This window comes from Streptomyces sp. NPDC058291 (assembly GCF_042880855.1).
Classification (GTDB): Bacteria; Actinomycetota; Actinomycetes; order Streptomycetales; family Streptomycetaceae; genus Streptomyces.
The window spans coordinates 1-25,782 of the sequence record NZ_JBHVYK010000105.1; the positions used below are offsets into that span (position 1 = coordinate 1).

Annotated in this window: 28 protein-coding genes and 1 tRNA gene; 21 read left to right on the forward strand and 8 right to left on the reverse strand. The window is 71.8% G+C overall.

The window, feature by feature from the left end; genetic code table 11:
- Positions 1 to 83: 83 nt before the first annotated feature.
- Positions 84 to 536 (reverse strand): NUDIX hydrolase, encoded by a 453-nt coding sequence (locus ACFVYK_RS33570; protein ID WP_389780508.1) that lies wholly within the window; start codon positions 534 to 536, stop codon positions 84 to 86.
- Positions 537 to 566: 30 nt separating this feature from the next.
- Between ACFVYK_RS33570 and ACFVYK_RS33575 the strand changes: the two genes are divergently transcribed.
- The 12 genes from ACFVYK_RS33575 to ACFVYK_RS33630 all read left to right on the forward strand — a co-directional run bounded on the left by ACFVYK_RS33575 (position 567) and on the right by ACFVYK_RS33630 (position 7,895).
- Positions 567 to 1,346 carry a GntR family transcriptional regulator gene (locus tag ACFVYK_RS33575; protein WP_389780530.1) on the forward strand — a complete coding sequence of 260 codons (780 nt, stop codon included), beginning with the start codon at positions 567 to 569 and terminating at the stop codon, positions 1,344 to 1,346.
- Between the two features lie 139 nt (positions 1,347 to 1,485).
- Positions 1,486 to 1,848, forward strand: coding sequence for a hypothetical protein (locus ACFVYK_RS33580; RefSeq protein ID WP_190154406.1), 363 nt, complete (start codon positions 1,486 to 1,488; stop codon positions 1,846 to 1,848).
- A gap of 2 nt (positions 1,849 to 1,850) precedes the next feature.
- Positions 1,851 to 3,206, forward strand: a complete 1,356-nt coding sequence (locus ACFVYK_RS33585) for an FtsK/SpoIIIE domain-containing protein (protein WP_389780509.1) — start codon at positions 1,851 to 1,853, stop codon at positions 3,204 to 3,206.
- A gap of 87 nt (positions 3,207 to 3,293) precedes the next feature.
- Positions 3,294 to 3,452 carry a hypothetical protein gene (locus ACFVYK_RS33590; RefSeq protein ID WP_266371900.1) on the forward strand — a complete coding sequence of 53 codons (159 nt, stop codon included), beginning with the start codon at positions 3,294 to 3,296 and terminating at the stop codon, positions 3,450 to 3,452.
- A complete protein-coding gene (locus ACFVYK_RS33595; RefSeq protein WP_389780510.1) occupies positions 3,452 to 4,126 on the forward strand; it encodes a DUF2637 domain-containing protein in 675 nt (224 codons plus the stop codon). Before ACFVYK_RS33590 ends, ACFVYK_RS33595 begins: the two co-directional genes overlap by 1 nt.
- A gap of 20 nt (positions 4,127 to 4,146) precedes the next feature.
- Complete coding sequence (locus ACFVYK_RS33600) at positions 4,147 to 4,335, forward strand: hypothetical protein (protein WP_389780511.1); 189 nt, start codon at positions 4,147 to 4,149, stop codon at positions 4,333 to 4,335.
- A 5-nt stretch (positions 4,336 to 4,340) separates the two neighbouring features.
- Positions 4,341 to 4,532 (forward strand): mobile element transfer protein, encoded by a 192-nt coding sequence (locus ACFVYK_RS33605; protein ID WP_359775757.1) that lies wholly within the window; start codon positions 4,341 to 4,343, stop codon positions 4,530 to 4,532.
- Between the two features lie 11 nt (positions 4,533 to 4,543).
- Positions 4,544 to 4,702, forward strand: coding sequence for a hypothetical protein (locus ACFVYK_RS33610; protein ID WP_389780512.1), 159 nt, complete (start codon positions 4,544 to 4,546; stop codon positions 4,700 to 4,702).
- Positions 4,703 to 4,713: 11 nt separating this feature from the next.
- A complete protein-coding gene (locus ACFVYK_RS33615; RefSeq protein ID WP_389780513.1) occupies positions 4,714 to 5,034 on the forward strand; it encodes a SpdD-like protein in 321 nt (106 codons plus the stop codon).
- A gap of 91 nt (positions 5,035 to 5,125) precedes the next feature.
- The gene (gene repSA, locus ACFVYK_RS33620) at positions 5,126 to 6,547 is read left to right on the forward strand and encodes a replication initiator protein RepSA (RefSeq protein WP_389780514.1); all 1,422 of its coding nucleotides are present in this window, start codon (positions 5,126 to 5,128) and stop codon (positions 6,545 to 6,547) included.
- Positions 6,544 to 6,744, forward strand: a complete 201-nt coding sequence (locus ACFVYK_RS33625) for a helix-turn-helix domain-containing protein (protein ID WP_389780515.1) — start codon at positions 6,544 to 6,546, stop codon at positions 6,742 to 6,744. Before repSA ends, ACFVYK_RS33625 begins: the two co-directional genes overlap by 4 nt.
- Positions 6,744 to 7,895: a tyrosine-type recombinase/integrase gene (locus ACFVYK_RS33630; protein ID WP_389780516.1), complete on the forward strand. Its 1,152-nt coding sequence runs from the start codon at positions 6,744 to 6,746 to the stop codon at positions 7,893 to 7,895. Before ACFVYK_RS33625 ends, ACFVYK_RS33630 begins: the two co-directional genes overlap by 1 nt.
- A 103-nt stretch (positions 7,896 to 7,998) precedes the next feature.
- On the opposite strand, the gene ACFVYK_RS33635 is transcribed toward ACFVYK_RS33630, so the two are convergent.
- The 4 genes from ACFVYK_RS33635 to ACFVYK_RS33650 all read right to left on the reverse strand — a co-directional run bounded on the left by ACFVYK_RS33635 (position 7,999) and on the right by ACFVYK_RS33650 (position 11,638).
- A tRNA-Arg gene (locus tag ACFVYK_RS33635) sits at positions 7,999 to 8,071 on the reverse strand.
- Between the two features lie 65 nt (positions 8,072 to 8,136).
- Positions 8,137 to 9,936 (reverse strand): helix-turn-helix domain-containing protein, encoded by a 1,800-nt coding sequence (locus tag ACFVYK_RS33640; protein ID WP_389780517.1) that lies wholly within the window; start codon positions 9,934 to 9,936, stop codon positions 8,137 to 8,139.
- Entirely contained in the window at positions 9,936 to 10,178 is a 243-nt protein-coding gene (locus ACFVYK_RS33645) for a hypothetical protein (protein WP_389780518.1), read from the reverse strand. The genes ACFVYK_RS33640 and ACFVYK_RS33645 overlap by 1 nt, the downstream gene beginning before the upstream one ends.
- A gap of 137 nt (positions 10,179 to 10,315) precedes the next feature.
- The gene (locus tag ACFVYK_RS33650; RefSeq protein WP_389780519.1) at positions 10,316 to 11,638 is read right to left on the reverse strand and encodes a M6 family metalloprotease domain-containing protein; all 1,323 of its coding nucleotides are present in this window, start codon (positions 11,636 to 11,638) and stop codon (positions 10,316 to 10,318) included.
- 817 nt (positions 11,639 to 12,455) lie between these two features.
- Here ACFVYK_RS33650 and ACFVYK_RS33655 point away from each other — a divergent pair.
- Positions 12,456 to 13,106: a TetR/AcrR family transcriptional regulator gene (locus tag ACFVYK_RS33655; RefSeq protein WP_389780520.1), complete on the forward strand. Its 651-nt coding sequence runs from the start codon at positions 12,456 to 12,458 to the stop codon at positions 13,104 to 13,106.
- A 297-nt stretch (positions 13,107 to 13,403) separates the two neighbouring features.
- Complete coding sequence (locus ACFVYK_RS33660) at positions 13,404 to 14,945, forward strand: MFS transporter (RefSeq protein WP_389780521.1); 1,542 nt, start codon at positions 13,404 to 13,406, stop codon at positions 14,943 to 14,945.
- 225 nt (positions 14,946 to 15,170) lie between these two features.
- Here ACFVYK_RS33660 and ACFVYK_RS33665 read toward each other — a convergent pair whose 3' ends face one another.
- Positions 15,171 to 15,680, reverse strand: coding sequence for a MarR family winged helix-turn-helix transcriptional regulator (locus tag ACFVYK_RS33665; RefSeq protein ID WP_389780522.1), 510 nt, complete (start codon positions 15,678 to 15,680; stop codon positions 15,171 to 15,173).
- A gap of 164 nt (positions 15,681 to 15,844) precedes the next feature.
- Here ACFVYK_RS33665 and ACFVYK_RS33670 point away from each other — a divergent pair, with 164 nt between their 5' ends.
- Positions 15,845 to 16,654 carry a dioxygenase gene (locus ACFVYK_RS33670; RefSeq protein ID WP_389780523.1) on the forward strand — a complete coding sequence of 270 codons (810 nt, stop codon included), beginning with the start codon at positions 15,845 to 15,847 and terminating at the stop codon, positions 16,652 to 16,654.
- A gap of 55 nt (positions 16,655 to 16,709) precedes the next feature.
- Here the strand turns inward: ACFVYK_RS33670 and ACFVYK_RS33675 are convergent, their stop codons facing one another.
- Positions 16,710 to 17,249, reverse strand: a complete 540-nt coding sequence (locus ACFVYK_RS33675) for a GNAT family N-acetyltransferase (protein WP_389780524.1) — start codon at positions 17,247 to 17,249, stop codon at positions 16,710 to 16,712.
- A 186-nt stretch (positions 17,250 to 17,435) separates the two neighbouring features.
- On the opposite strand from ACFVYK_RS33675, the gene ACFVYK_RS33680 reads away from it, so the two are divergent.
- Together ACFVYK_RS33680 and ACFVYK_RS33685 are read left to right on the forward strand one after the other, a co-directional pair.
- Positions 17,436 to 18,434 carry an RNA polymerase sigma factor RpoD/SigA gene (locus ACFVYK_RS33680; RefSeq protein ID WP_389780525.1) on the forward strand — a complete coding sequence of 333 codons (999 nt, stop codon included), beginning with the start codon at positions 17,436 to 17,438 and terminating at the stop codon, positions 18,432 to 18,434.
- Positions 18,435 to 19,164: 730 nt separating this feature from the next.
- The gene (locus ACFVYK_RS33685; RefSeq protein ID WP_389780531.1) at positions 19,165 to 20,127 is read left to right on the forward strand and encodes a TetR family transcriptional regulator; all 963 of its coding nucleotides are present in this window, start codon (positions 19,165 to 19,167) and stop codon (positions 20,125 to 20,127) included.
- A gap of 27 nt (positions 20,128 to 20,154) precedes the next feature.
- Here the strand turns inward: ACFVYK_RS33685 and ACFVYK_RS33690 are convergent, their stop codons facing one another.
- Positions 20,155 to 21,237 carry a helix-turn-helix transcriptional regulator gene (locus ACFVYK_RS33690; protein ID WP_389780526.1) on the reverse strand — a complete coding sequence of 361 codons (1,083 nt, stop codon included), beginning with the start codon at positions 21,235 to 21,237 and terminating at the stop codon, positions 20,155 to 20,157.
- A gap of 62 nt (positions 21,238 to 21,299) precedes the next feature.
- Between ACFVYK_RS33690 and ACFVYK_RS33695 the strand changes: the two genes are divergently transcribed.
- The 4 genes from ACFVYK_RS33695 to ACFVYK_RS33710 form a co-directional block, all read left to right on the forward strand.
- The gene (locus tag ACFVYK_RS33695; RefSeq protein ID WP_389780527.1) at positions 21,300 to 22,838 is read left to right on the forward strand and encodes an MFS transporter; all 1,539 of its coding nucleotides are present in this window, start codon (positions 21,300 to 21,302) and stop codon (positions 22,836 to 22,838) included.
- 301 nt (positions 22,839 to 23,139) lie between these two features.
- Positions 23,140 to 23,901 carry a DeoR/GlpR family DNA-binding transcription regulator gene (locus tag ACFVYK_RS33700; protein WP_389780528.1) on the forward strand — a complete coding sequence of 254 codons (762 nt, stop codon included), beginning with the start codon at positions 23,140 to 23,142 and terminating at the stop codon, positions 23,899 to 23,901.
- 32 nt (positions 23,902 to 23,933) lie between these two features.
- Positions 23,934 to 24,881, forward strand: coding sequence for a 1-phosphofructokinase (gene pfkB, locus ACFVYK_RS33705; RefSeq protein WP_389780532.1), 948 nt, complete (start codon positions 23,934 to 23,936; stop codon positions 24,879 to 24,881).
- 376 nt (positions 24,882 to 25,257) lie between these two features.
- Positions 25,258 to 25,782, forward strand: a 525-nt coding sequence (locus ACFVYK_RS33710) for a PTS sugar transporter subunit IIA (protein WP_389780529.1), incomplete at its 3' end; no start/stop codon positions are given.

Sequence of the window (25,782 nt, forward strand, 5' to 3'; positions counted from 1 at the left end):
GGGCGCAGACAGGAGGCAGGCCGCGCCGCAGAGGCGGCGCGCGCCCGCGCCGTGCGCGGGCTCTTGATGATGGAGAGAAAGTCTTATCCCGCTGGGATGAGGTGCTTGCCGTCGTGGCTGCGTACGTGGGGGCCGTTGCCGTCCAAGGCATCCAGCAGCCTGACTGCATAGACCTCGGTCATGCGCTCGCTGACCTCGTCCGGAGTGAGCCAGGAAACGGCGGTGGACTCGCTGGAGGTGCGCTCCACGCCGCCGGAGGGCTTGCAGCGGAAGACCAGGGCGACAACGCCGCGGACCATGTTCTTGTACACGCCGGTGAGTTCGTCTACCTCGACGTGGATGCCTGTCTCCTCCAGGACCTCGCGAGTGACGCCGGCCTCCGGAGCCTCGTCGAGTTCGAGGATGCCGCCAGGGAGCTCCCAGGTGCCGTTGTCGGCTCGGCGGATCGCCAGGAGGCGGCCGTCCTCGCGCACCACCACTCCGGCTACGGACACGGAGTGCAGGGGAGGCGGTGTCGCTTCCTGTGGTTGACTCATGTAGAGGAGCTTAGGAGGCAGAGAAGGACTATGGGAACTGCTGCTGGAGGGGGCACGGCCGGGCCTCGGTACGTGCAGATCGCGGAAGAGATCGTGCAGCAGATCCGGGCGGGGGTTCTGAAGCCTGGCGACATGGTGCCGAGTGAATCCGAGCTGGTGGATCGCTACGGCGTGTCTGGCGGGACCATCCGTAAGGCCATGGCCGAGGTGCGGGCGAGTGGACTCGTCGAGACCCGGCACGGCAAGGGCTCGATCGTGAAGAACCGGCCTCCTGTGCGGCACCGCTCCTCCGATCGCTTCCGGCGCTCGCTCAGGCAGGGAGGGCAGGCGGCCTACCTCGCGGAGTCCACCCAGTCCGGCGCCACCGCAAAGGTCAGCGTCCTCTACATCGGGCCTATGGAGGCTCCCGAGGATGCCGCCCAGCGGCTGGGCGTCCCCGCCGGCACGCAGGTGCTGGCCCGTCGGCGCCTCTACTTCCGCAACGGCGTTCCGGTCGAGACCGCCACGTCCTACCTGCCGTGGGACGTCGTGAAGGAGATCCCGGAGCTGTTCGCCGAGAACCCCGGTGGTGGTGGCATCTACGCCCGGCTCGAAGATCACGGACATGAGTTCGCGGAGTTCGTCGAGACGCTGCAAGCGCGGCCGGCCTCGAAGGCGGAAGCCTCGGAGCTTGCGCTGAGCCCGGGTGCTGCCGTAATTCACCTGATCCGGGAGGCCCGTACGGCCGCGGGTCTCGTGGTCGAGGTGTGCGACACGCTCATGGCCGCTGATCAGTTCGTTTTCGAGTACCGCATCCCTGCCGACGACTGACGCTCACTCAACTTCCTACAGCCCGTCGCGAGTTCTTCTTCGCGGCGGGTTGACTCATGTACAGGAGTCATGCACTCTTCTTTATGTCACTCATGTACATGAGTGGCGAAGTTCAGCATCTATAGAGGAGTGCTCTGCTATGCGTCAGATTCCCGTCGACACCTCCGCCGCGATCGTGATGGTCGCCAAGACTCCGCAGCCCAAGGTCAAGGACCGCCGCACGGGCGAGATCGCCATGGACATCGAGTCCGGCGCGAAGCTGATGACGGTCGACGTGATGTTCGCGGCGAACGAGGAGGTGGAGATCCTGTCCATCACCGTCCCGGAGCCCGGGATCAGCGGTGAGCTGGCCATGGGCACGCCGGTCGCGCTCACCGGCCTGGTTGCCCGGCCGTGGGAGAACGACTTCAACGGTCAGAAGCGGCACGGCATCGCGTTCCGTGCGGTCGCGGTCACCTCGCTCGCTAACGTCAACGCCGCCGCAGGGCCGAAGGCGGCCTGATCATGACCGGCTTCACGGGCGCTCTGGTGCTGGTCGTCGCCGCCGCGGGTCTCCTGCGGTGGCGGCGTCCCGCCTGGTACTGGCTGGCCTTCGGGATCATCCTGGCCACGCTGCGGGTTCTGGTCCGGTACGGCTCCGTAATGGACGCCTGCGGGCTGACCGTACCGCCCGCGAGATGGCGGCTCGCCCTGGCACGGGCCACCAAACGCCCTATGCCGGAATCCTGTCCACCGCGCATCCTGCGGCTGCGGCCGACTCGCACCGGCCTGGTCCTACGGCTCAAGCTGCGCCCCGGACAAGACGCCTTCGACGTCGCAGCCGCCTCGGACCGGCTGCGCCACTCCTTCTCGATGTACGGCGTCACCTCGCGTGAACTGCGGTCCGGCGTGGTGGAAGTGCGGATGACCGGCTACGACGTCCTCAAGCGGGTGCAGATGCCCGCCACGACCGAGACCCGGCCCATGCGGGTTCCCGTCGCCCTGAGGCAGGACGGCTCGGTGCACTACCGCGACTACCGCGCCGTCCCGCACGCCCTTACCCTCGGCGCCACGGAATCCGGCAAGTCCGTCTATCAGCGCAACCTGGTCGTCGGACTCGCCCCCATGGATGTCGCCCTGGTCGGCATCGACTGCAAACAGGGGGTCGAGTTGTTCCCGCTGGCCCGCCGGTTCTCCGCGCTGGCCGACAATCCCGACACCGCCGCCGAACTGCTCGACGCGCTCGTGACTCGGATGGCAGACGTCTATCAGCTCATCCGTGCCCAGCAGCGGATCACGGTCGACGTGCCGGACGCGGAGATCGCCGCCGACATCTGGGACCTGCCCGACCATCTGCGGCCCGTTCCGGTCGTGGTCCTGGTCGACGAGGTCGCCGAACTGGCCCTGTTCGCGAGCAAGGAGGAGGAGAAGCGGCGGGACCGGATCATCACCGCGCTGGTCCGCCTCGCCCAGCTCGGTCGCGCGGCCGGCATCTACCTGGAGATCTGCGGGCAGCGCTTCGGCTCCGAACTCGGCAAGGGCATCACCATGCTCCGCGCCCAGCTCACCGGCCGCACCGCCCACCGCGTCAACGACGAGACCAGCGCCAACATGGCCTTCGGCGACATCTCCCCGGACGCCGTCCTTGCCGCCATCCAGATTCCGGCCGAGATGCGGGGGATCGCGATTGCGGGTGACTCCTCCGGCGGCTGGCACCGCATCCGGGCTCCGCACACCTCGCTCCGCCAGGCCGTGAACCTCTGCAACCGGCACGCCGACCGCACCCCGGCTCTGCCCGAACTGGCACCGTTCCGGCCCGCCCTCGCCGGACCCGCCGCCGCTCCCGTGCCGTCGGCCAAGCCTTCTCCGGCCACCGCCTGATCTCTCGCTCGTCCCATCGGCCGGCGCGACCGTCCCTCGCGCCAAGTCCCTGCCCCTGCCATGCCTGATGAAGGGAGAACCCGCGTCATGTGCCCCGACTGCGAGGACTTCGCCCGCACCGTCCTGCTGCTCGGCCAGCTCGCCCTCTACGCCGACACCAGCGGCGCCGACCTCGACTTCGTCGACGCCGTCAGCCCCTCTCTGGCCGCCTCGCTCCCCGAGCCGCCGACCGGGGAGGAGTCCTGATGGCCGCCCGTCACGGCCTGCGCGTCGACGCCGTCCTGGTCCAGGCCGTCATCGCCGGGGCGCTGTCCTTCGCCCACCTGCACGACCTGGCCGCCGCTGCCGGACAGGACGGCTGGAAGGCCTGGGCCTACCCGGTCTCGGTGGACCTGCTCCTGGTCGCCGCCTGGCGACGCCTGCGCAGTGAGGGGCCGTCCCGGCTGGCCTGGTGCTGGTTCCTCATCGCCCTGTTCGCGTCCCTCGGCGCCAACGTCGCCACCGCCGGATTCCTCGACCTGGCCGACCCGCCCGCCCTGCTGCGCCTGGGCATCGCCGGATGGCCCGCGCTCGCCTTCCTCGGCGGCACCCTCCTCGCCCACTCCGCCGAGCACCGCACAGCCACTCCGCCGGCACCCGCCCCGGCCCCCGAACCCGACCGCGCCGACGACCGGGAACCAGCCCCCGACCTCGTGCCGGACCCGGAGCCCACCCCGGCCCCGGCCCCGGTGGAGGAAGCGTCGGCGCTTCCGCCCGCCGACCTGACGCCCGCGGTTCCCGCCGTCCTCGTTGACCACGCCCGCAAGGTCGCCGCCGACTACCGCGACCGCACCGGCGCCCCGATCGACACCGACACCCTGCGCGCCCGCCTCGGCGTCCCGCCCCACCTCGCCGATGCCATCGCCGCCCAGCTCATCTGACCGGCAAGAAAGGCAGACCGATGACCTGCGACCCCGCCGACCTGACCGCCGCCGACTACCTCGACAGCGCCCGCGAGATGACCGCCGCCGACCGGCCCTACCTCGCCCACCTGCTCGCCGAGGAAGCCGCCCAGCGCACCACCAGCCCGGCCACCGCCGCCGCCATCCGCGCCACCTTCCCCGACCCCACCACCACCCGGAAGGACTGACCGCCATGCCCGCCCGCGACCACTTCCACTCCGTGATGCGCATCGGCCCCGTGCAGATCGGCACCCACCGCGACCGCCACGGCCACACCGCGCACGCCGCCGTCTGCACCGCCGACCGCTGCGGCTGGTCCGCCGACTACTCCAGCCAGAGCGCCGCCCAGCTCGCCGCCCGCACCCACCGCTGCCGCGTCCGCTAGGAGACACCGCCATGCAGGTCCCCCTCTGGTTCGCCCTCGCCGCCGTCGGCTACCTCGGCTGCAAGCTCTTCCGCCCGCCGTTCTGGCTGGTCCTGGTGCTGCTCCTCGGTGGCTACCTCATCGCTGACAGCCTCCTCGCCCCCGTCATCGACACCGCCATCACCAAGTAGGGAGCCCTGCCATGCTCCGCCCGAAGATCCCCACCATGCCCACGCCGACCGGGCTCGTCACCCCGCCCGCCGTCGTCGAGCCGACCACCGTCACCCCGGGCGTCCCGGTCCCGCCGTCGGCGCCCGTAGCCCCGGCCGCGTCGACCCGCCCGACGGTCCAGCTCACCCCCGGCGCCGCCCTCGCCCTCGTCGGCGCCGGCACCGCCGTCGTCTTGGTCGTCGGCGCCGTCCTGGTCTCGATGCTCCTGGCCGTCGCCGTCACCGGCGCATCGGTCGCCGTCTGCGCCGTCGTCCTGCGCTCCCTGGTCACCGCCGACGCCAAACGCCGCTGACCGGCCCCCGGGCGGCCTCGATACCGCCAAGCATCCGCCGCCCGGGAGCCGTCCCCACCGATCGATCTCGCAATCGGAAGGAAACCCCAGCATGGCCCACCGGGCCTCACCCACGACACCCAAGGTGGCAACGTCCGCCCACCCGCTCGACCCGATCACCCTCGGCGACGTCCTCCGGGTGGCCTCGGCCTCCGACTACACCCGCTGGGAGGACCAGATCCGCCGTACCGGCGGCTGCTCCGACCCGATCCACCTGACCGGCTGGACGCTCACCAAGGACAAGACCACCGGCGAGACGCTGCACCACTACTCCACCGAGAACGAACCGGGCGGACGCCTCCGCCTCGCCTGCGGCAACCGCCGGGCCTCCCGCTGCCCGTCCTGCGCCTGGACCTACGCGGGCGACACCTACCACCTCATCCGCGCCGGCCTCGCCGGGGACGACCGCCGCGACATCCCCGCCACCGTCCGCGATCACCCGCGCGTCTTCGTCACGCTCACGGCTCCCTCCTTCGGCCCGGTCCACAACCGGCCCGATCACGGCGGCCCCTGCCGCTGCGGCGACCGGCACGCGTCCGACGCCCCGGAGCTGGGCACCGCCCTCGACCCGGACGCCTACGACTACGCGGGCGCCGTCCTGTTCAACAACCACGCCGGACAGCTCTGGCAGCGCTTCACCACCCGGCTCCGCCGCGAACTCGCTGCCCGCGGCGGCCTGGCCCGCCGGGAACTCGCCGACCACCTGCGCGTCTCGTACGGCAAGGTGGCCGAGTTCCAGAAGCGCGGAGCCCTTCACTTCCACGCAGTCGTACGCCTCGACGGCCCCGACGGACCCGGCACCCCGCCGCCCGCCTGGGCCACGGTCGACGTGCTCACGGACGCGGTACGGGCCGCCGCCGCGCACTCCTACACCTCGGTCTCCGTCCCGGCCGCCGCCGATCAACCCGCCCGGACGTTCCGCTGGGGCCGACAGCTCGACGTCCGCCCGGTCAAGGCCTTCGGGGACGGCTCCGACATCACGGAACAGGCCGTCGCCTCCTACGTTGCCAAGTACGCCACCAAAGCCGCCGAGAACACCGGCACTCTCGACCGCCGCATCGGCGAGCTCTCCGAACTCCACCGCCACGGCGTCCCCGACCACACCCGGCGGCTCATCACCGCCTGCCGCGACCTCGACGCCCTGTACCCGGACCGACGCCTCTGGGCCTGGGCGCACATGCTCGGCTTCCGCGGGCACTTCTCGTCCAAGTCTCGCGCCTACTCCACCACCCTCGGCGCCCTCCGCCAGGAACGCGCCGACTTCCGCGCCGCTCAAGAGGCGTCCGCCCTCGGCCTCGAGGACCGCGAGCCGGACACCGTCCTCGTCCTGACCGACTGGCAGTACGCCGGCCACGGCCACACCCCTGGCGAAGCCGCCCTCGCCGCCACCATCGCCCGCGACCTTCAGACCAACCGCGAGACCGCCCGCGACGCCCTGCGTGACAGCTTCACCGAGGAGGGAACCACAGCATGACCACTGCCACGGCCACCGCTACCGCCGAACTCCTGACCGTGCCGGAGGTCATGGCCCGGCTCAAGCTCGGGCGTTCCAAGGTCTACGACCTCATCCGATCGCACCGCCTCGCCTCCATCAAGATCGACGGCGCCCGCCGCATCCCTGCCCACGCCGTCATGGACTTCGTCCTCGGCCAGATCGAGGAGGCTGCCTGATGGCCGGTCAGCGCAAGCGCAACCCGAACGGCGCCGGCACCATCACCAAGCGCAAGGACGGCCGCTTTCACTGCGCGGTCTACGTGCTCCAGCCGGATGGCACGCGCGCCCGCAAGTTCGCCTACGGCAAGACGTGGGCCGAGTGCGACACCAAGCGCCGTGAGCTGCTCACCAAAGTCGACCAGGGCGTGCCCGTGCCCACCAAGTCGGCCAAGCTCTCCGACTGGCTGCCCTACTGGTTGGACAACATCGTCAAGCCTCGCCGGAAGCTCAGCACGTACGACAAGTACGAGGCGCACGTCAGGCTCTACCTCGTGCCCATGCTCGGCTCCAAGCGGCTCGAATCCCTCAGCGTCGCCGACGTCCGGCGCTTCCTGACCCAGCTGGAGAACAGGACGACAGCGGCCACGGCCAAGGAGTCGCACCGGGTGCTGCGGACGGCGCTGTCCGCTGCCTGCCGGGAAGAGCTGATAGCGCGGAACGTCGCGGGCCTCGTCGAACCGCCCCGGGCCTCGTCGCGTGAGCTGAGTCCCTGGACGCTCGACGAGACGTTGGACTTCCTCGCCGCCTCCCGGAAGGACCCGCTGTACGCGGCGTTCGTGCTCGCCATCGCAATGGGGCTGCGCCGGGGTGAACTCGTCGGTCTGCGCTGGACTGACGTGGACCTGGACAAGCGCGTCCTGTACGTCCGCCAGCAGACCCAGCGACGGCGTGGGGTCCTCTACGACGACGACACCAAGAACCGCCGCAACCGTGCCCTTCCGCTCCCGGCCATGTGCATCGCTCCGCTGCGGTGGCACCGGATGCGGCAGGTGGCTGCCAGGCAGCGCGTGGGGGAGTCGTGGGATGACGGTGGCTACGTCTTCGCCACCCGGAACGGCCGTCCGGTCGAGCCGCGCAATGTGTACCGCTCCTTCACCCGGGTCGCCGAGTCCGCCGGCCTCCGCGTGATCCGGCTGCACGACGCCCGGCACGGGTGCGCCACGCTGCTCACCGCTGCTGGGGTTGCTCCCCGCGTCGTGATGGAGATTCTCGGGCACAGCCAGATCAGCATCACCATGGACGTGTACACGCACGTCGTGCAAGACACCCAGCGCGAGGCCATCAGCCACATGGATCGGCTGCTCAAGAGGCGTCCCGGTCGTGGGTGATCGCGCTCGTTGATGTCAGAAGTGGATGTCAGCACCTAGGAACGTTCCTAGGTGAGTGACGAAGGCCAGCTAGGAGCATGCTCCTAGCTGGCCCTTCTGTCTGTGCCCCCGGCAGGATTCGAACCTGCGACACCCGCTTTAGGAGAGCGGTGCTCTATCCCCTGAGCTACGAAGGCGGGGTGGTGGCCCCTGGGGGTCACTGGCGTCAGCGTACCGGATCTGGGGGTGTGGGGGTGGGGGGTCAGGTCAGGGGGACCTGGGTGAAGCGGGACGCTGTGTGGAGGTCTGTCTCGATGTGGGAGGCGGTCGATCTGAGGGCGGGGAGTATGTCGTGGACGCACTCCTCCGTCGTGCGGCGGGCTACGTGGGCGGCCGCGCTCAGGGCGGCGACCACGCGGCCCGTCCGGTCGCGGATCGGGACCGCGATCGCGCGCACGCCCTGCTCCAGTTCTTCGTCCAGCCAGGTGTACGGGGCGGGGGTGGAGGCCGGGGCCGGGGTCGGGTCCGCGGGTGCTGACAGCAGGAGGCGGCCTGTTGCCGTCTTGCGGGCCGGGAGCCGTGTGCCGACCCGTACGTCCACGCTCATGACGTGGTGCGCGGTCGCCCGGGCCGTGTACTGGATCTCGTCGCCCGACTCGGTCAGCACGGCCAGGGACGTCGTCTCCTGGACGGCGTCCGTCAGGGTCCGCAGGTGCGGGGTCGCGATCCGGGGGAGGGACGTGCGGGACAGGGGCGGGAAGCCGAGGGAGAGGACGCGGGGGGTGAGGGTGAACGTGCGGGGTGCCCGTCCCTCGGCTGCGGGGCCGGTCGGGGTCAGCAGGCCCAGGTGCTCGTACGTGATCAGCGCCCGGCGGGCCGTCGCCCGCGCCAGGCCGGTCGCCTGCGCGACCTCCGCCAGGGTCAGCTCCGCCCTGCCCTCCCCGAACGCCGTCAGGACGGTCAGGCCGCGGGCCAGGGACTCGACGAACTCGCGGCCCAGTTCCTGCTTCGAGGCTCCCGTCCAGACCGCCAGACCGCGGCGCGGCGGGCCGGGCTCGGGGGGCGACGCGCGGCGCAGGTCCTCCTCCATCGCCGCGACGGCCGTCCGCAGCCGGGGGAGCAGCGTGTCGCGCAGGTCGGCCGCCGTGTGGCGGCTCGTGTGGCTGACGACGCTCGCCACGCACGCGATCCGCGCGGTGCGGGGGTCCCTTACGGGGACGGAGACGGCCACCAGGCCCGGTTCGATCAGTTGGTCGTCCAGGGCGTAGGTCGCGGAGGCGGCTTCTGTCGTCCTTCGTGCGAAGTCGACGGCCGCGGTGTCGTCTGTGCCGTCTGTGCCGTCCGGGCCGTCCGGCGCGTCGGCAACCGGTGCTTCCCGGGTTGTCGGGGTCGTCGGCGTGGGGAGGGTCAGTGGAGTCGACGGGGCGGGCGGGACCGTGGGGAAGTCGCGATTCCGCGGGTCCCTGCGGTGGCGGGTGCGCCAGGCCTGCCATTCCTCGGGCGTCCACTCCGTCGCGAACAGCGGGCCGGGCGCGGTGCGTTCGGCCGGGAGCAGGTCGCCGATGCGGAAGCTCAGGGACATCGCGCGGCGGCGGGTCGCCTGGTGGATGAAGCGGATGCCGTCGCGGTCGGCGACCGCCAGGGACACGGACTCGTCGAGTTCGTCGGCCAGCGCGTCCGCGCGCGCGGACAGCAGGGCGGGCAGCCGCAGGGCGGCCAGGTAGGCGTTGCCGAGCTCCATCACGCGGGGCGTCAGGGTCGCGTCCCGGCCGTCCAGGCGGACGTATCCCATGCGGGCGAGGGTGGCGACGATCCGGTCCACGGTGGAGCGCGCCAGGCCCGTGGCGCGTTCGAGTGCGCTCAGACTCAGCACGCCGTTCGCCTCGGTGAGCCGGTGCAGCACGGCGACGCCGCGCACCAGCGGGGCCACGGCCTCGGCGGGGGGCGTCCGGGCGACGCCGGTCGTCGTCGGGGCGGCGGCCGCGGACGCCGCGCGGGCGGACGGCGCCTGCGTCGACGGCGGCTGCGTCGACGGCGTCGGGGTGGAGTCGGGCGGTGGCATCAGCGGCTTGTGCTCCCCGTCGTGGATCCCGTGGATCCCGTGGACCTCATGGCCCTATGGACCTCCTGGATCCCGTCGACCTCTGGAGCCTCCTGGATCCCGTCGACCTCGTCGACCTCGTGGAGGCGGCGGGGCTTCCAGGCTCTCGGGGTTCTCTGGGTTCTAGGGTTCCTGTGGAACTCGTCGACCGCGCCGAGACCGTAGACCCGGTAGACCCCGTCGATCTCCTCGGCCTCGTCCATCTGGTCCGTCCCGTCCGACTGGTCCTTCTCACGGACACCGTAACGGGGGTGCTCCCGTCCGCGGTCCGCTCGGCCACCGCCGAGCCCGTCGTCCGGACGCCGGCGCCGGCCGTCGTCCGTCATGGCGCAGCCGCGCGCTAGCTCCGCCGGCTGCGCGTCACCCGCACCCGGTAGTTCCCCTGCAGGTCCGCTGCGGCGACCGTGATGCGGATGCCCCTCTTGGGGTCCTCGAATGTCTCGCCCGGGGTGAAGGGCGCGTCGGAGAGTTCCGCGTGGACGTTGGGGCTGCGGGTGCAGCCACCGCTGTCGGTGCGGGAGTCGTAGACGGTCACCGGTCCCATGCCGGTGTCGACGTCGGCGTCGACCTTGTAGACGAGGACGCCAGGGCGGCACACGTTCTCGTCGTTGCCGCCGCGGGTGCGCAGTTCGACGGCGTAGCCGGTGCGGTCGCCGATCGGGACGAAGACCAGTTTCGGGCCGCCCGCGCGCGAGAGGGGGGTCAGGGTGTAGTCCCTGGCCCCCGGCGTCGCCGCGCAGGCGACCTGGGTGGCGTCCAGCCAGCCCAGTTTCCACTTGTGCCAGCCGAGCAGGTCGTTGTTGGCCCCCCAGTCCTCGCTCATGATGTCCCAGTGGCCGACGGCGCCGCCGCCCTCCTGGGTGTAGAGGTCGGGCAGGCCGAAGACGTGGCCGTTCTCATGCGGGAGGACCCGGTAGCCGGTGCGGTCGTAGGAGCCGGAGCCGTCGTCCTGACGGGAGTAGACGAAGGACGCGTTCGCCACCGCGACCCCGTCGGCGACCGGGGCCTCCACGTTGCCGGCGAACGTCACCGACAGGACCGTGTCCAGCGCGGAGGGCCCGGCGTTGGGGGTGACCAGCACGTTGAGGAGGTCGTACGCGCGGAAGTCGACCGTCGGGTCGGCGGCGGACACGATGTCCTGGACGAGTTCGCGGTAGCCGGGGTCGAAGGGGGCGCCGCGTTCTATGCCGTAGGCGTGGAACGGCTTCGGCATGCGCAGCCAGTGCCGGATCGGGGTCTCGGCGTGGTAGTCGAGGCGGCCGTAGGACGCCGTGCGGAACCATTCCTCGGTCTGCGGGAAGAACTCGCCGTAGCGGCTGAGGGCGCTGCCCCGGCCGGGCGCGTCCGAGAAGTCGATCATCAGGGTGAGGGCGCGGACGGTGCCGGTGGAGCGGGAGTAGCCGCCCGGCGTGGGCAGCCCTTCGGACATCTGGACGGCCGTGCCGGCGTTGATCATGCAAGGGGAGAGGGCGGTGGTGCGGGCCGGCGCGACGGGCCCGGCGCCGGCGGTCGTCGAGCCGGGGACCGGCATGCGGTGGCCCGTGCCCGCCGATGTGCTGACCGCCAGCGTGAGGACGGTGACGGAGGCGAGGGCGGCGACGCGACTCGGGCGTATCCGACGGCTCAGGGGGTCCCGGGCGGTGCGCACGGGCTGCGGCTGCATGCAGGGGCCTTTCGCTCCAGGCAGCCACCGATCACCGGCTGCACCCTCTCGAACACCCTGTGTCGAGCCGCACGCGGTCGCGCGCTGGAGCGGACCGATCGTGGATTACCGGCCGGTACGGCCCTCGCCGCCGGCTGGCGCCTGCGGCCCTCGGCGCCGGCTGGCGCCTGCGGCCCTCGCCGCCGGCTGGCGCCTGCGGCCCTCGCCACCGGCTGACGCCTGCGGCCCTCGCCACCGGCCCGTCGGCAGCAGTCCGTTGGCGCCCAACCGGAGGTGCCCAACCGGAGGTGCCCACCCGGAGGCGCCTGGCCGCAGGAGCCCACCCGCCAGGCGTCCATCCCGCATGCGCCCACCCGTAGGCGTCCCCCGTCCCTTGGCGGCGTCCCCGCGTCGACGCCCACGCGCATGACTCGCGCATCAGCGCTCGTCCGTCGCCGGCCGGCCGCCGGTCGACTCACGGACCGCCGGTCGATTCACGGACCGCCGGTCGAATCACGGACCGCCGGTCGACTCACGGACCGCCGGTCCGCTCACGGGTCTCCTGCGGCCCTCGACAGTGCGAACGCGCAGGCCGCGCGCCCCGTCCGGCAGGGTGTCGACGCCATCCGCGGTCGTGTGACCCAGGTCACAGGAAGAAAGTTCTGGATCCGGGAAATAACCGGGGACGCCTTCCCCGTTTAGCCATGTGTCCGAGTGAAACGGGGACTCGCTCCCCGGATCGCATCTCAGTCCCGAGTCGGACTCGCTCCCACCGGATTCGTGTCGAAGCCGGACTGGTCAGCTGAGTCGGGCTCAGAGCCTCAGTCAGGAGTACGCCGTGCAGACCGCGACCGCGATTCCCGCAGAGCGCAAGGCGACCCGGCCCCGCGCCGACGCCCTGCGCAACCGGGAGCGGATCGTCAGCGCCGCCCGGGAGATGTTCACCGAGTTCGGCCCCGAGGTGCCGCTCGACGAGATCGCTCGCCGGGCCGGCGTCGGCAACGCCACGGTGTACCGCAACTTCCCCGACCGGGACGCGCTGGTCCGTGAGGTCGTCTGCTCGGTGCTGGACCGTACGGTCCGGGCCGGACAGGTCGCCCTCGCCGAGACCGGTGACGCGTTCGGGGCGCTGGAGCGATTCGTGCACGCCTCCGCCGACGAGCGGATCAGCGCGCTGTGCCCGATGGTCTCCAGCACGTTCGACGAGCACCACCCCGACCTCGAAGCCGCCCGCGAACGAGTCGAGCGGATCATCGAGGAGGTCATGGACCGCGCGAAGGCGGCCGGGCAGCTGAGGCCCGACGTCGGCGTGGGCGACCTGATGATCGTGGTGGCCCAGCTCAGCCGGCCCCCGGCCGGCACCGCCTGCCTGAGCGTCGACCGCTTCATCCACCGCCACCTGCAGCTGTTCCTGGACGGACTGCGGGCTCCGGCCCCCTCCGTGCTCCAAGGAACCGCCGTGACCATGGAGGACCTGCGCCAGTCCTGAGCGGCTGGTCCTTGAGCGATTAGTTCGCAGAACCGCAGCAGTCACCCCGTACGTCGATCGCATCGGCCGTCAGCGAGGACGAGCCGCCGCCGTTCGCCTGTCAGCCGTCGATCGTTTTCTTCGTCCTTCATCGTCTTTCGTCGCTCTTCGTCGCTCTTCGTCGCGCGCGGAGTCCTCCGGCAACCTCCGCCCTTTTTCGTCCGTCGTTCCTCGTCTTCGCTCGCGTCTTGCGTCGTTTTCACCTTCCGTCGTTTTCACCTTCTTTTTCCGTCACGAAGTACCGAAGCGGGTATCCCCATGTCTGAAACAGCCCAGAAGGCCCCGGCCCCCGGCAGGGCAGGCGTCCCGGACGCCAACCGCTGGAAAGCGCTGGCCTTCATCGCCCTCGCCCAGCTGATGGTCGTCCTCGACGCCACCATCGTGAACATCGCGATGCCCTCCGCCCAGCAGGACCTGGGCATCTCCGACGGCAACCGGCAGTGGATCGTCACCGCCTACGCCCTCGCCTTCGGCGGTCTGCTGCTGTTCGGCGGCCGGATAGCCGACCTGTGGGGCCGCAAGCGCGCCTTCGTCGTCGGCCTGGGCGGCTTCGCCGCGGCCTCCGCGCTCGGTGGCGCGGCCGCCAACGAGGCGATGATGTTCGGCGCCCGCGCGCTGCAGGGCGCGTTCGGCGCGCTGCTCGCGCCCGCCGCGCTCTCCCTCCTCGCCGTCATGTTCACGGACGCCAAGGAGCGCGCCAAGGCGTTCGGCATCTACGGCGCGATCGCCGGCGGCGGCGGCGCCGTGGGCCTGATCCTCGGCGGCTTCCTCACCGAGTACCTGGACTGGCGCTGGACGTTCTTCGTGAACATCCCGTTCGCGATCGTCGCCGCGGCCGGCGCCTACTTCGTCATCCGTGAGCCCGAGGGCGGCCGCAACCGCTCGCCCCTCGACATCCCGGGCGTCATCCTCTCCACCCTGGGTCTGGTCGCGCTGGTCTACGGCTTCACCCGCGCCGAGTCCGAGGGCTGGAGCGACTCGGTGACCGTCGGCATGTTCGTCGCGGCCGCCGTCCTGCTGGCCGCCTTCGTGATCGTCGAGTCGAAGGTCAAGGCCCCGCTGCTGCCGCTGCGCGTGATCACCGAGCGCAACCGCGGCGGTGTCTACCTCTCCCTCGGTCTCGCGATCATCGCGATGTTCGGTCTGTTCCTCTTCCTGACCTACTACCTGCAGATCGTGAAGGGCTTCTCGCCGGTCAAGACCGGTTTCGCCTTCCTCCCGATGATCGCGGGCATGATCACCGGCTCCACCCAGATCGGTACCCGCCTGATGACCCGGGTGCCTCCGCGCCTGCTCATGGGCCCCGGCTTCCTGGTCGCCGCGCTCGGCATGCTGCTGCTGACCCAGCTGGAGATCGACACCTCCTACGCGGCCGTGCTGCTGCCCGGAATGCTGCTGCTCGGCCTCGGCATGGGCACGGCGTTCATGCCGGCCATGTCCATGGCCACCCTGGGCGTCGAGCCGCGGGACGCCGGTGTCGCCTCCGCGATGGTCAACACCTCGCAGCAGGTGGGCGGCGCGATCGGCACCGCCCTGCTGAACACGATCGCCGCGTCCGCGACGACGTCGTACATCAAGGACCACGTCGCCGGCGCCGCCTCCAAGCCGCAGCAGCAGCTGGTGCAGCTCGAGGGCATGGTGCACGGCTACACCAGCGCGATCTGGTTCGCCGTGGGCATCCTGGTCGCCGCCGCCGCGATCGCCCTGACGCTCATCAACGCCGGCAAGCCGGACATGAGCGCGGTCGCGAGCTCGGGGGCGGAGGACGCCGAGGACGCCGTCCCGGTGATGGTCCACTGACCCGTACGACCCCGGCCTGCCGGGCGAGGCGCGCGACCCGCGTGGCCCCGCCCGGCAGGCCTTCGGCCCTTCGGTAAGCGGCCTCAGGGTGCGGGCCGGCCAGGGTCTGCCGAACGTCGCGGACCCGCGAGCCGGGCTCCGGGTCCGCGGACCCGGAGCCCGGCGACAACGCCGCAGATGCGCGTGACAAGGCTCGCGTCCGCGGACTGAGCCGAACGACAGGCCCTAGCGCAGCCAGGGCAGGTCCGCGCCCGCCTCGTCCGGCTGGAGTCCCTCGGCGACGATCTTCATGATCTCGCCGAGGGACTTCTGCTGTTCCGGGCTGAGCCGGTCGAACACGGCGTTGCGGACGACGGCGACATGGCCCGGCGCGGCGCGCTTGAGCACCTCCAGGCCCTGGTCGGTGAGCACGGCGAACTGGCCGCGCTTGTCCGAGGGGCAGTCCTCCCGGCGCACCCAGCCGTTCTTCTCCAGCCGGGCGATCGCGTGCGAGAGGCGGGAGCGGGTGATCTTCGCGTGCATGGCGAGCTCGGTCATCCGCAGGCGCTGCTGCGGGCACTCGGCCAGCTTGACCAGAAGGCCGTAGTAGACGTGCGGCATACCCGCGTCCCGCTGGAGCTGGCGGTCCATGTGGTCCTCCAGCAGGGTGGTGGCGTGTACGTAGGAGCGCCAGATGAGCTGCTCCTCGGCGGTGAGCCAGCGGGGCTCTTCAGCGGATGTGGATGCCGTCTTCATGTATCCCACTGTAGACGGCCGCTCCTTGAAGTTTAAACAACCCTGGAATATGCTCGCGGGTGTTGACGTTTTAGATTTCAATCAACGTCACGGAAGGGTCGGGAGCGATCGGAGCGTCCCGAGCGCCCGTACCAGGGGCCGAGGTCCCGGAAGGAGTCGCCGTCATGTCCGCCGCCACCCAGGACCGCTCCCGCCCCCAGGAGCGCATGCCCGCGCTCTACCTCAGCCATGGCGCCCCGCCGCTCGCCGACGACCCGATCTGGCCCGGTGAACTCGCCGCCTGGTCCGCCGACCTGCCCCGCCCCAAGGCGATCCTCATGGTCTCCGCCCACTGGGAGGAGGCCCCGCTGGCCCTCGGCGCGGTCGACCCCGTCCCCCTGGTCTACGACTTCTGGGGCTTCCCCGAGCACTACTACTCGGTGAAGTACGACGCCCCGGGCGCGCCCGAGCTCGCCGCGAGCGTGCGCAAGCTGCTGCGCGCTCCGGGCACCCCCGTACAGGACATCCCCGACCGCGGCCTCGATCACGGCGCCTACGTCCCGCTCGTCGAGATGTTCCCGGCCGCCGACATCCCGGTCCTGCAGGTGTCCATGCCGACCCTGGACCCCGTGAAGCTGATGGAGATCGGCCGCAGGCTCGCGCCGCTGCGCGACGAGGGCGTCCTCATCGTCGGCTCCGGGTTCTTCACCCACAACCTGGCCGCACTGCGGCACACCGGTGGGGGAGTGCCGACCTGGTCGTCCGAGTTCGACGACTGGGGCCGGCGCGCCCTGGAGACCCGCGACTGGGACGGCCTGCTGGACTTCCTGCACAAGGCGCCTGCCGGCCGGTACGCCCACCCGCGAACCGAGCACTTCGCCCCGCTCTTCGTCACCATGGGCGCGGCCGAGGTGTCCGGCGAGCTGGACGCCCAGAAGTCCGTGATCGACGGCTTCTGGATGGGGATGGCCAAGCGGTCGGTCCAGTTCGGCTGACCGCCCGGCCGTCGCGCGGGGAGCCGTGGTTCCGGCCTCCGTCGGCGCGCCGGAGCTACAGCTCCTTCTCGTACCAGGTCACGTCCCAGTAGCGGCCGAACTTGCGGCCCACCTCGCGATACGTGCCCACGGGCCGGAAACCGAAGCGTTCGTGCAGCCGCGCGGACGCTTCGTTCGGTTGCGCGATGCCCGCGTAGGCGCGGTGCAGATCCTCGCCGGCCAGCGCCTCGAAGAGGGCCTTGTAGAGGAGCGTGCCGATCCCGCGCCGGCCCGCGTGCGGGGCGACGTAGACCGTCACCTCCACCGAGGTGGAGTAGGCGGCCTTCGGCCGGAACGGGCTGGAAGTGGCGTAACCCAGGATTTCCTGTGAGGTCCCCTGGATGTCCTGTGAGTCCGTTTCCCTGGCAACCAACAGGCGGTACGGCCCGTCTTCAGGGTGGGAGAGCAGCCAAGGACGTCGCTCTTCCGGGGTGAGGGCCACCATGTCGAATGTGACGGCCGTCTCACGTATGTAGTGGTTGTAGAGGCTCGTGAGAGCTTCGAGGTCCGCCTCGACTCCTGGGCTGACCTGCACCGCTGTACGTTCCGACGACATCACGCCTCCCCGGGTGGTCGGACAGGGTACTGCATGATCAGAAAAATCGGGGTGCCGGTTGGGAATTCTGTCCTGATTCCAGTCGTTGTTTCCATCGGATGCAGGGCACCCGAGGAGAGTCGAAAGTTCCGACAGTGCCGGGCGTCTGAAGGGTCACCCGCTGAACACCATCGCAAGGGAGCACGCATGGCAACCCGTGCCGTCGCCCGCCGCAAGTCCGCCTCCGGCGAGACGAGCAGCGCGGCCCGCAGTGTTCGCGCCCATGGCGGCGAGATCGCCGACCGCGACCTGGTCGGCATGTATCTCGACGAGATCGCGCGTACACCACTGCTCGACGCCGCCAAGGAGGTCGAGCTGTCCCAGATCATCGAGGCGGGTGTCTTCGCGCAACAGGTCCTCGACGGCGACGAGGAGTCCAGGGCGCAGGCCTCCCGTGAGGAGCTCGAGGCCCTGGTCGCCGAGAGCGAGCGGGCCAAGGACGTCTTCATCCGTTCCAACCTCCGTCTCGTCGTCGCGGTGGCCCGGCGCTACCCCCGCAGCGGTCTGCCCCTGCTCGACCTGATCCAGGAGGGCAACGCGGGCCTGGTGCGCGCGGTGGAGAAGTTCGACTACCGCAAGGGCTTCAAGTTCTCCACGTACGCGACCTGGTGGATCCGCCAGGCCATCACCCGCTCGATAGCGGACCAGTCGCGCACGATCCGCCTGCCCGTCCACCTGGTGGAGGAGCTCGGCCGGATCCGGCGTGTGCAGCGCGAGTTCAACCGTGAGAACGGCCGTGACCCGGAGCCCGCCGAGATCGCGACCGAGCTGGGCTCGACCCCGGAGCGCGTCACGGACGTCCTGGACTGGGCCCGTGACCCGGTCTCGTTGAACATGGCAGTCGACGACCAGGGCGAGACGCAGTTCGGCGACCTGCTGGAGGACACCTCCGCGGTCTCGCCGGAGCAGTCGGTGCTGACGTTGCTGCGCAGCGAGGAGCTGGACGGCCTGATCGACCGCCTGGACCCGCGCACGGCCTCCATCATCAAGATGCGGTACGGCATCGACGACGGCCGCGAGCGCACCCTCACGGAGGTCGGCAGGGAACACGGCCTGACGAGGGAACGCATCCGCCAGATCGAGAAGCACGCCCTGCTGGAATTGAAGAAGCTGGCCCGCGACACGGGCTTCGAGGCGGCGGCCTGACCGACCGTACGCGGCCCGGGGCGCGCGCCCGGTGCTCGGTCGACCGGGTCTGAGGCGTGAGCCCCGGCCGGGTGGGTGAGGAACACCGCTCGGCCGGGGAGAAGCGGGAAGCGGTCGGCCCGCATCCGGCCTCGCCTCTCTCGCCTCCATCGCCTCCCCGCCTCCCTCACCTCGATCCGGGCTCGCTCCGGGTCCGGTCCGGGTCCGGGTCCGGTACGGCTCCGCCCCGGGTGACGCTGGTGGGCCTGGGGGTGGTGCGTGGTGCTGGGTGTCCGCCCGCGTGCGCCGGGCGGGGGAAGCCGCGCAAACATGGCGCGGGAACGCCGCTTCAATCGGGGAAGCGGGGGAAAAAGACTTCTGGGCACGGGAGTTCGGATCGGCCGGACCCTGCAGCCCACCCCGAGATCTCAGCCCCGCGTGAGTCAGGCTCCACGAGCCGAACCCACGAACCACACCCCATGAGCCAAGTCCCGCCGCACATCCCCCCGGCGCCGGGACTCTCCAGAGCCGGGCTTCGGCGCCTCTCCCCCCAGGCGCCGGAGCCCGGCTCCTTTGCGTCCCCGAGGTCGAAAGGGCGGGGATTTCGGTCAGAATTGCGGGCGCACATGACCGTCCGGCGCAGGGGCGGGGGGTGCGGGCACGTCGAGAAGACGGGTCACCCCGTACCTGAACCACGGGGTGGCCCGCCCGAATGGCAGATTGTGCCACATGGGCATAGCCTGCCGGGGTGATCAGCTCGACCTCTTCCTCGGCCTCGGCTTCGCTGACCGAGCGGCGCAAAGCGGCGACCCGGATGGAGATCGCCCGGGCGGCGGCCGGCCTGTTCGTGAGCCGGGGCCTGAAGGCCACCCGCGCCGAGGACATCGCGCAGGCGGCGGGGATCGCCCCGCGCACTTTCTACCGCTACTTCGCGACCAAGGAAGAAGCCGTCGCCCCCCTCTACGCGGCGGGCGCCGAACGCTGGGCGCAAGCAGTACGCGAGGCTCCGACCGCACTCACCGTGCCGGAGGCCCTCGAACACGCTGTACGGAACACCCTCGTGCCGGGCCAGGGCGTTTCGGCGGCGTCCTGGGAGTGGGTGCGCACCCTGATCCGGCTGGCCATGGCCAGTCCGGCCCTGGGCAAGGTCTGGGCCGAGGTGTGCCACACCTCGGAGGCCACTCTCACGGAGGTCCTGGCGGAACGCGCACGGGCCACCGCGGCCGCGTCACCCGGCCCCACCGCGTCGCCCAGTCCCGCCGCGTCGCCCGGCTCCACCACTCGGGCGCCCGCTGCCCTGCCGGACGCCCCGGACTCGGACGCTGCCCTGCCGGACGCCCCGGACTCGGACGCTGCTGGCGCGGACGCCCCGCACTCGGACGCCCCGGACTCGGACGCCCCGCACTCGGACGCTCCGGGCCCGAATGTCGCCGCCTCGCCGTACGAGCGCTTCACGGCGGCGGTGGCCGGCGCCGCGGTCCGGGTCGCCGTCGAGAGCTGGGCGGTGACGGACACCTCGCCCACGGGTCCACAGGGCCCGGCGGAGCTGGCCCTGGGGAATCTGCGAGCCCTGCGGGACTTCACCTGGGCAGCGGAACGGACGGAGCAACAGAACAAGACGAGCCAAGGGGACGGGCCGGGCCAGGCGCCGTACGGGTGGGCCGCAGGCAGGCGCGGCGGGCCGGGCGGGCGAGGCTCCTCGGCACCCCGCTGATCCCCTGGGCACTCGCCCCCTCCGCGCTCACCTCGCGTCGTGTTCGGCCCTTCCCACCGCCGCCCGTCGCAGGCGGCCGCCCAGCTCTCTCACGCAGTCGACCAGTTCGCGCGGTTCGTGGACCGTGAACTCGCAGCCCAGCGTCGCGAGCCGCAGGGCCACCCACTCCACCGGGTCGCTGGTCGACCCGCGCAGTCGACAACCCCGCTCGCGGCCCTCGTCCCGGCCGTCTTGGCCGTCTTGGCCGTCTTGGCCGTCTTGGCCGTCCTGGCCGTCCTGGCCGTCCTGGTCGTCGTCCGGCCGGTTCGGGGTCGGTTTCCCCAGCCAGGACGGAAGGCGTGCCGTCACGACGTCGGCCGGCGCCTCGAACGTGACGTCGTACGCGTAGGCGCGGGCGTCCGGGCGGCCGTGGATGGACCGCCGGAGGTACTCCGCCGCGTTCCCCGTCGGCAGCTCCCGTGGAGCGAACCGCGCGCCGGTCGCGAACGGGTCCCGGACCCGGTCGACCCGGAACGTCCGCCAGTCCTGGCGGTCGAGGTCGTACGCGACGAGGTACCAGCGCCGGCCCGTCGACACGAGCCGGTAGGGCTCGGTCAGGCGGCGCGACTCCGTGCCGTCCTTGGCGCGGTAGGCGAACCTCAGCCGCTCCTGGCCGGCCACCGTCGAGGCCATGACGGTCAGCGTCTCCGGAGCGATGCTGGCGCCGTCCCCGCTGGTCAGCGGGGTGGTGGCGGCCTGGAGGGTGGAGACGCGGTGGCGCAGCCTGGCCGGGAGCACCTGCTCCAGCTTGGCCAGGGCCCGCACGGACGCCTCGTCGACGCCCTCCAGCGCGTGCCCGGCCCCGGCCCGCAGGCCGACGGCGATCGCGACGGCCTCCTCGTCGTCGAGCACGAGGGGCGGCATCGCCTTGCCCGCGACCAGCCGGTAGCCGCCGTCCGAGCCCATGGTGGCCTGCACGGGGTAGCCCAGTTCGCGCAGCCGGTCGATGTCGCGCCGGACCGTGCGGCGGGACACTCCGAGGCGGCCGGCGAGCTCGCCGCCGGGCCACTCGCGGGGCGTCTGGAGGAGGGAGAGGAGCTGCAGCAGCCGAGCCGGAGTGTCCGTCGTCATGCATCCGAGGATGCCGTACGAGTAGGACATGATCTGACCTACTGCGGTCCTACTGTCGCACCATGACCTCCACGGAGACCTCCACCGAGACACCGCCCGCCCCCGCGACGTCCCCGGGCGACCGGCGTCGTTGGTTCGCGCTCGCCATCGTGATGACCGCGGCCTTCATGGACCTCGTCGACGTCACGATCGTCAACATCGCCATCCCCTCCATCCGGGAGGACGCGGGCGCCTCCTGGAGCCAGATCCAGTGGATCACCGCCGGTTACGCGCTCGCCTTCGCCGCCGGGCTCATCACCGGCGGTCGGCTCGGGGACATCCACGGCCGTAAGCGGCTGTTCCTGCTCGGCATCGGCGGTTTTACCCTCGCCTCCGCGCTGTGCGGCTTCGCCGCCAACCCCGAGATGCTGGTCGCCTCGCGCATTCTGCAGGGCGGCATGGCGGCGATGATGGTCCCGCAGGTGCTGTCGATCGTGCACGCCACCTTCCCGGCGCACGAGCGGGGCAAGGTGTTCGGGCTGTTCGGCGCGATCGTGGGACTGGGCGCCGTCTCGGGTCCGCTGCTCGGCGCGCTGCTGACGGAAGGCGACCTGTTCGGACTGGAGTGGCGGCCGATCTTCCTGATCAACCTGCCCGTCGGCATCGCGGGACTGATCCTCGGCAGCCGTTTCATCACCGAGTCGAAGGCGCCGAAGGCGCTGAAGCTGGACATCGTCGGCGTCGTCCTGGTCACCCTCGGCCTGCTCATGCTGCTCTACCCGCTCACCCGCGGACGTGAGCTGGGCTGGCCGGTGTGGGGGTACGTGTCGATGGTCGGCGCGCTCGGCGTCTTCGGGGCGCTGGTGGCGTACGAGCGGCGCAAGGGCGCGCGGGACGGCTCGCCGCTGGTCGAGCTTTCCCTCTTCCGGGTGCGCAGCTTCGCGGCGGGCGTGGCCGTGCAGACCGTCTTCGGGATCGCTCTCGGCGTGTTCTTCCTGGTCTGGACGCTGTACATGCAGACGGGCCTGGGCTGGAGCCCGATGAGGGCCGGTCTGACCGGGGTCCCCTTCTCGATCGCCGTCTCGGCGGCCGCGGGGATGTCCGTGCAGAAACTGGTCCCGCGCTTCGGACGCAAGGTGCTGCAGACGGGCGCCCTGACCATGGTCGTCGGTGTGCTCCTCTACATCTGGGAGTCCGAGCGCTACGGGCTGGGCATCGCGCCCTGGCAGATGGCGCTCCCGCTGGTCGTCATGGGCGCCGGCATGGGGCTGATCTTCGCCCCGCTGACGGACGCGGTGCTGTCGGAGGTGCCGCGCGAGCACGCGGGGTCGGCCTCCGGGCTCATCAACACCGTCCAGCAGATGGGCAACGCGCTCGGTCTGGGTCTCGTCGCGGTCGTGTTCTTCGGGGAGATCGGCGACCGGCTGACCGCGTCCGAGGTGGGCCCGGCCTTCGTGAACGCCTTCCAGCACGCCCTGGGCTGGGTGGCCCTGGTGATGTTCGCGATCTTCCTGCTGATGTTCGCCCTGCCGAAGCGGCCGGCTCAGCACCTGGAGGGTGGCGCCGAGGACGCACCGGAGGCGGCGCCGTCCGGGGACCGGGAGCGTGAACTCGTCGGCTGAGCGCGGACGTTCCCGCAGGACCCGCAGGAGGGGCCCGTCACCCGCGTGGTGACGGGCCCCTCCTGCGCCTTGCGTTCTCCTGAGGCCTTGCGTCCTGGCTGGGGCCTTGCGTTCTCCTGAGGCCTTGCGTCCTGGCTGGGGCCTTGCGTGGCCTGAGGCCTTGCGTGTCCGGTGGAGGTCGAAGTCCGTTCATGCCCGAATGAGGCCCGAACCTGTTTACTTTCCGGAATTCCGGGCGTAGCCTCCGTGGCGAAACCACAAGTTCGGGCATAAACCTGGTATCGGCCGGAGGGGAACGGACATGTACGCACCGGAGCGGCAGCAGGAGATCCTGCGGCTCGCCCGTGACGGCGGACGGGTGGACGTCCTGTCGCTGGCCGAGGAGTTCCAGGTCACGGCGGAGACGATCCGCCGCGACCTGAAGGCCCTCGACCGGGCGGGCCTGGTGCGCCGCGTCCACGGCGGAGCCATCCCGGCCGGCCGCCTCGACTTCGAACCGGACCTCGCCGAACGCGAGGGCACCTCCGCCGACGAGAAGGACCGCATCGCCAAGGCGGCCCTGACGGAACTGCCCGCCGAGGGCACGATGATCCTGGACGCCGGCACGACGGTCGCCCGGCTGGCCGCCGCCCTCCCGCTGGAGGCCGAGCTCACCGTCGTCACCCACAGCCTGCCCATCGCGGCCCGCCTGGCGGACCACCCGGGCATGCAGCTCCATCTCATCGGAGGGCGCGTGCGGCATCGGACGCGCGCCGCCGTGGACGCCTGGGCGCTGCGTGCGTACGGCGAGATCCGGGCCGACGTCCTGTTCCTCGCCGCCAACGGGTTCTCCGCCGAGCACGGGCTGACCACGCCCGACCTCGCCGAGGCCGCGGTCAAGCGGGCCGCCGTCGCCGCCGCCCGCCGGGTCGTCCTGCTCGCCGACTCCGCCAAGCACGGCCAGGAGCACTTCGCCCGCTTCGGCGACCTGAGCGACGTCGACCTGCTGATCACCGACAGCGCACTGAGCCCCGACGACGCTGCCGCGATCGAGCGCGGCGGCACGGAAGTGGTACGAGCATGACCGGCACCGGCGCCCGCCCGAGCACCACGGGCGTGATCCTCACCGTCACCCCCAACCCGTCCCTGGACCGGACCTACGAGGTCCCCTCCCTCGACCGCGGCGAGGTCATCCGCGCCACCGGCGAGCGGATGGACCCGGGCGGCAAGGGAGTGAACGTCTCGCGCGCCGCTGCCGCCGCCGGGCGGCGCACGGTCGCCGTCCTGCCCCTGGGCGGTGCGCCGGGCGCGCTAGTCGCCGATCTGCTGGACGCGCAGGGCATCGAGGTCGCGCCGGTCCCGGTCGCCGGGGCCACCCGCTCCAACATCGCGCTCGCGGAGTCCGACGGCGTTCTCACGAAGATCAACGCGCCCGGTCCCGAACTCTCCGCCGAGGAGCAGGAACTGCTCCTGGAGACGGTGCGCGAGCAGTCACGCGGCGCCGACTGGATCGCCTGCTGCGGCAGCCTGCCCCGCGGGCTCGCGCCGTCCTGGTACGCCGAGGTGGTCGCCCGGGCGCACGCCGGAGGCGCGCGGATCGCCCTGGACACGTCCGGGCGGGCGCTCCTCGAAGCCCTGCGCGAGCGTCCCGACGTGGTGAAGCCGAACGCCGAGGAGCTCGCGGAGGCCGTCGGACGTCCTCTGGCCACCGTGGGCGACGCGGTGAAGGCAGCCGAGGAGCTGCGCGGGATGGGCGCCCGCGCGGTGCTCGCGAGCCTGGGCGCCGACGGCCAGCTGCTCGTGGAGGACACGGGCACCTGGTTCGGGAGCGCGCGGGTCGACGTCGTCCGCAGCAACGTGGGCGCGGGCGACTCCTCACTCGCCGGCTTCCTCATCGCCGGCGGCAGCGGTCCGGCGGCGCTCGCCTCCGCCGTCGCGCACGGCGCGGCCGCCGTCCAGCTTCCCGGCAGCGTGATGCCCACTCCGGACGACCTGGATCCGGCGGCGGTGACCGTGACGGCCGAGGTGCCGGTGGACCGCGAACTGCAGGAGCCGGTGTCATGAGGACGGCTCCCGCACGACCCGCACGACCCGCACGACCCGCACGACCCACCCCGCCCGGCGGACCGGCGACCGCCGTACCGCCCGGCGGACCGGCAGGCAAGCGGCGGCGTCCCGTCCCGGCGGCCGCCGCCCGCTACGGGCGGCAGGGCATGCTGAGCCGCTCCGCCGACCGGGGGAAGCAGGGCCCGAACCGCCGTCCTGCGGCCCCACGGAGGCAGGGCTTCCCCGGTCCCGCCCCCGCGATCCCCGGCCTCCCCGGCCTCCGTTCCGTCCAACCCCCCGACTGCCCCCGCCTCCCCGTCTCCACCCAGCCCCCCGTCCCCACCCCCGCCCATCACCCCACGCCCCGGGCGATACGCGTGCGAAGGAGCCCGCGATGAGCGACATGATCACCGCGGACCTGGTCGATCTCGACCTGTCCGCCCCAACGAAGGAAGCCGCGGCGCGATCCCTCGCCGAGCGCATGGCGGCCCTGGGCCGGGTGGCCGACCTGGAGGGCTTCCTCGCCGACGTGGCCGCCCGCGAGGCACAGATGCCGACCGGTCTCGACGGTGGCATCGGCATCCCGCACTGCCGGAGCGTCCATGTCACCGAGCCGACGCTCGCCTTCGGGCGCAGCGCCGCCGGGATCGACTTCGGCGCGGCGGACGGACCGGCCGACCTGGTCTTCCTCATCGCCGCCCCCGCAGGCGCGGACGACGCCCATCTGACGATCCTGTCGTCGCTGGCCCGTCAGCTGATGAACGCCGACTTCACCGACGCGCTGCGGTCGGCCGGCGACCCGGCCACGGCAGCGGCGCTGATCCGCGGCGACGAGCCCCTTGCCCCGGCCGCCCCCGAGACCGCGTCCGCCGGGGCCGAGGGCGAGTCCGCAGACTCCGTGCCGGCGTCGGCGGCGGCC

Coding starts and splice junctions, on each gene's coding strand:
- ACFVYK_RS33570 (WP_389780508.1), bottom strand. CDS start 536: ATGAGTCAACCACAGGAAGCGACACCGCCTCCCCTGCACTCCGTGTCC.
- ACFVYK_RS33575 (WP_389780530.1), top strand. CDS start 567: ATGGGAACTGCTGCTGGAGGGGGCACGGCCGGGCCTCGGTACGTGCAG.
- ACFVYK_RS33580 (WP_190154406.1), top strand. CDS start 1,486: ATGCGTCAGATTCCCGTCGACACCTCCGCCGCGATCGTGATGGTCGCC.
- ACFVYK_RS33585 (WP_389780509.1), top strand. CDS start 1,851: ATGACCGGCTTCACGGGCGCTCTGGTGCTGGTCGTCGCCGCCGCGGGT.
- ACFVYK_RS33590 (WP_266371900.1), top strand. CDS start 3,294: ATGTGCCCCGACTGCGAGGACTTCGCCCGCACCGTCCTGCTGCTCGGC.
- ACFVYK_RS33595 (WP_389780510.1), top strand. CDS start 3,452: ATGGCCGCCCGTCACGGCCTGCGCGTCGACGCCGTCCTGGTCCAGGCC.
- ACFVYK_RS33600 (WP_389780511.1), top strand. CDS start 4,147: ATGACCTGCGACCCCGCCGACCTGACCGCCGCCGACTACCTCGACAGC.
- ACFVYK_RS33605 (WP_359775757.1), top strand. CDS start 4,341: ATGCCCGCCCGCGACCACTTCCACTCCGTGATGCGCATCGGCCCCGTG.
- ACFVYK_RS33610 (WP_389780512.1), top strand. CDS start 4,544: ATGCAGGTCCCCCTCTGGTTCGCCCTCGCCGCCGTCGGCTACCTCGGC.
- ACFVYK_RS33615 (WP_389780513.1), top strand. CDS start 4,714: ATGCTCCGCCCGAAGATCCCCACCATGCCCACGCCGACCGGGCTCGTC.
- repSA (WP_389780514.1), top strand. CDS start 5,126: ATGGCCCACCGGGCCTCACCCACGACACCCAAGGTGGCAACGTCCGCC.
- ACFVYK_RS33625 (WP_389780515.1), top strand. CDS start 6,544: ATGACCACTGCCACGGCCACCGCTACCGCCGAACTCCTGACCGTGCCG.
- ACFVYK_RS33630 (WP_389780516.1), top strand. CDS start 6,744: ATGGCCGGTCAGCGCAAGCGCAACCCGAACGGCGCCGGCACCATCACC.
- ACFVYK_RS33640 (WP_389780517.1), bottom strand. CDS start 9,936: ATGCCACCGCCCGACTCCACCCCGACGCCGTCGACGCAGCCGCCGTCG.
- ACFVYK_RS33645 (WP_389780518.1), bottom strand. CDS start 10,178: ATGGACGAGGCCGAGGAGATCGACGGGGTCTACCGGGTCTACGGTCTC.
- ACFVYK_RS33650 (WP_389780519.1), bottom strand. CDS start 11,638: ATGCAGCCGCAGCCCGTGCGCACCGCCCGGGACCCCCTGAGCCGTCGG.
- ACFVYK_RS33660 (WP_389780521.1), top strand. CDS start 13,404: ATGTCTGAAACAGCCCAGAAGGCCCCGGCCCCCGGCAGGGCAGGCGTC.
- ACFVYK_RS33665 (WP_389780522.1), bottom strand. CDS start 15,680: ATGAAGACGGCATCCACATCCGCTGAAGAGCCCCGCTGGCTCACCGCC.
- ACFVYK_RS33670 (WP_389780523.1), top strand. CDS start 15,845: ATGTCCGCCGCCACCCAGGACCGCTCCCGCCCCCAGGAGCGCATGCCC.
- ACFVYK_RS33675 (WP_389780524.1), bottom strand. CDS start 17,249: ATGTCGTCGGAACGTACAGCGGTGCAGGTCAGCCCAGGAGTCGAGGCG.
- ACFVYK_RS33680 (WP_389780525.1), top strand. CDS start 17,436: ATGGCAACCCGTGCCGTCGCCCGCCGCAAGTCCGCCTCCGGCGAGACG.
- ACFVYK_RS33690 (WP_389780526.1), bottom strand. CDS start 21,237: ATGACGACGGACACTCCGGCTCGGCTGCTGCAGCTCCTCTCCCTCCTC.
- ACFVYK_RS33695 (WP_389780527.1), top strand. CDS start 21,300: ATGACCTCCACGGAGACCTCCACCGAGACACCGCCCGCCCCCGCGACG.
- ACFVYK_RS33700 (WP_389780528.1), top strand. CDS start 23,140: ATGTACGCACCGGAGCGGCAGCAGGAGATCCTGCGGCTCGCCCGTGAC.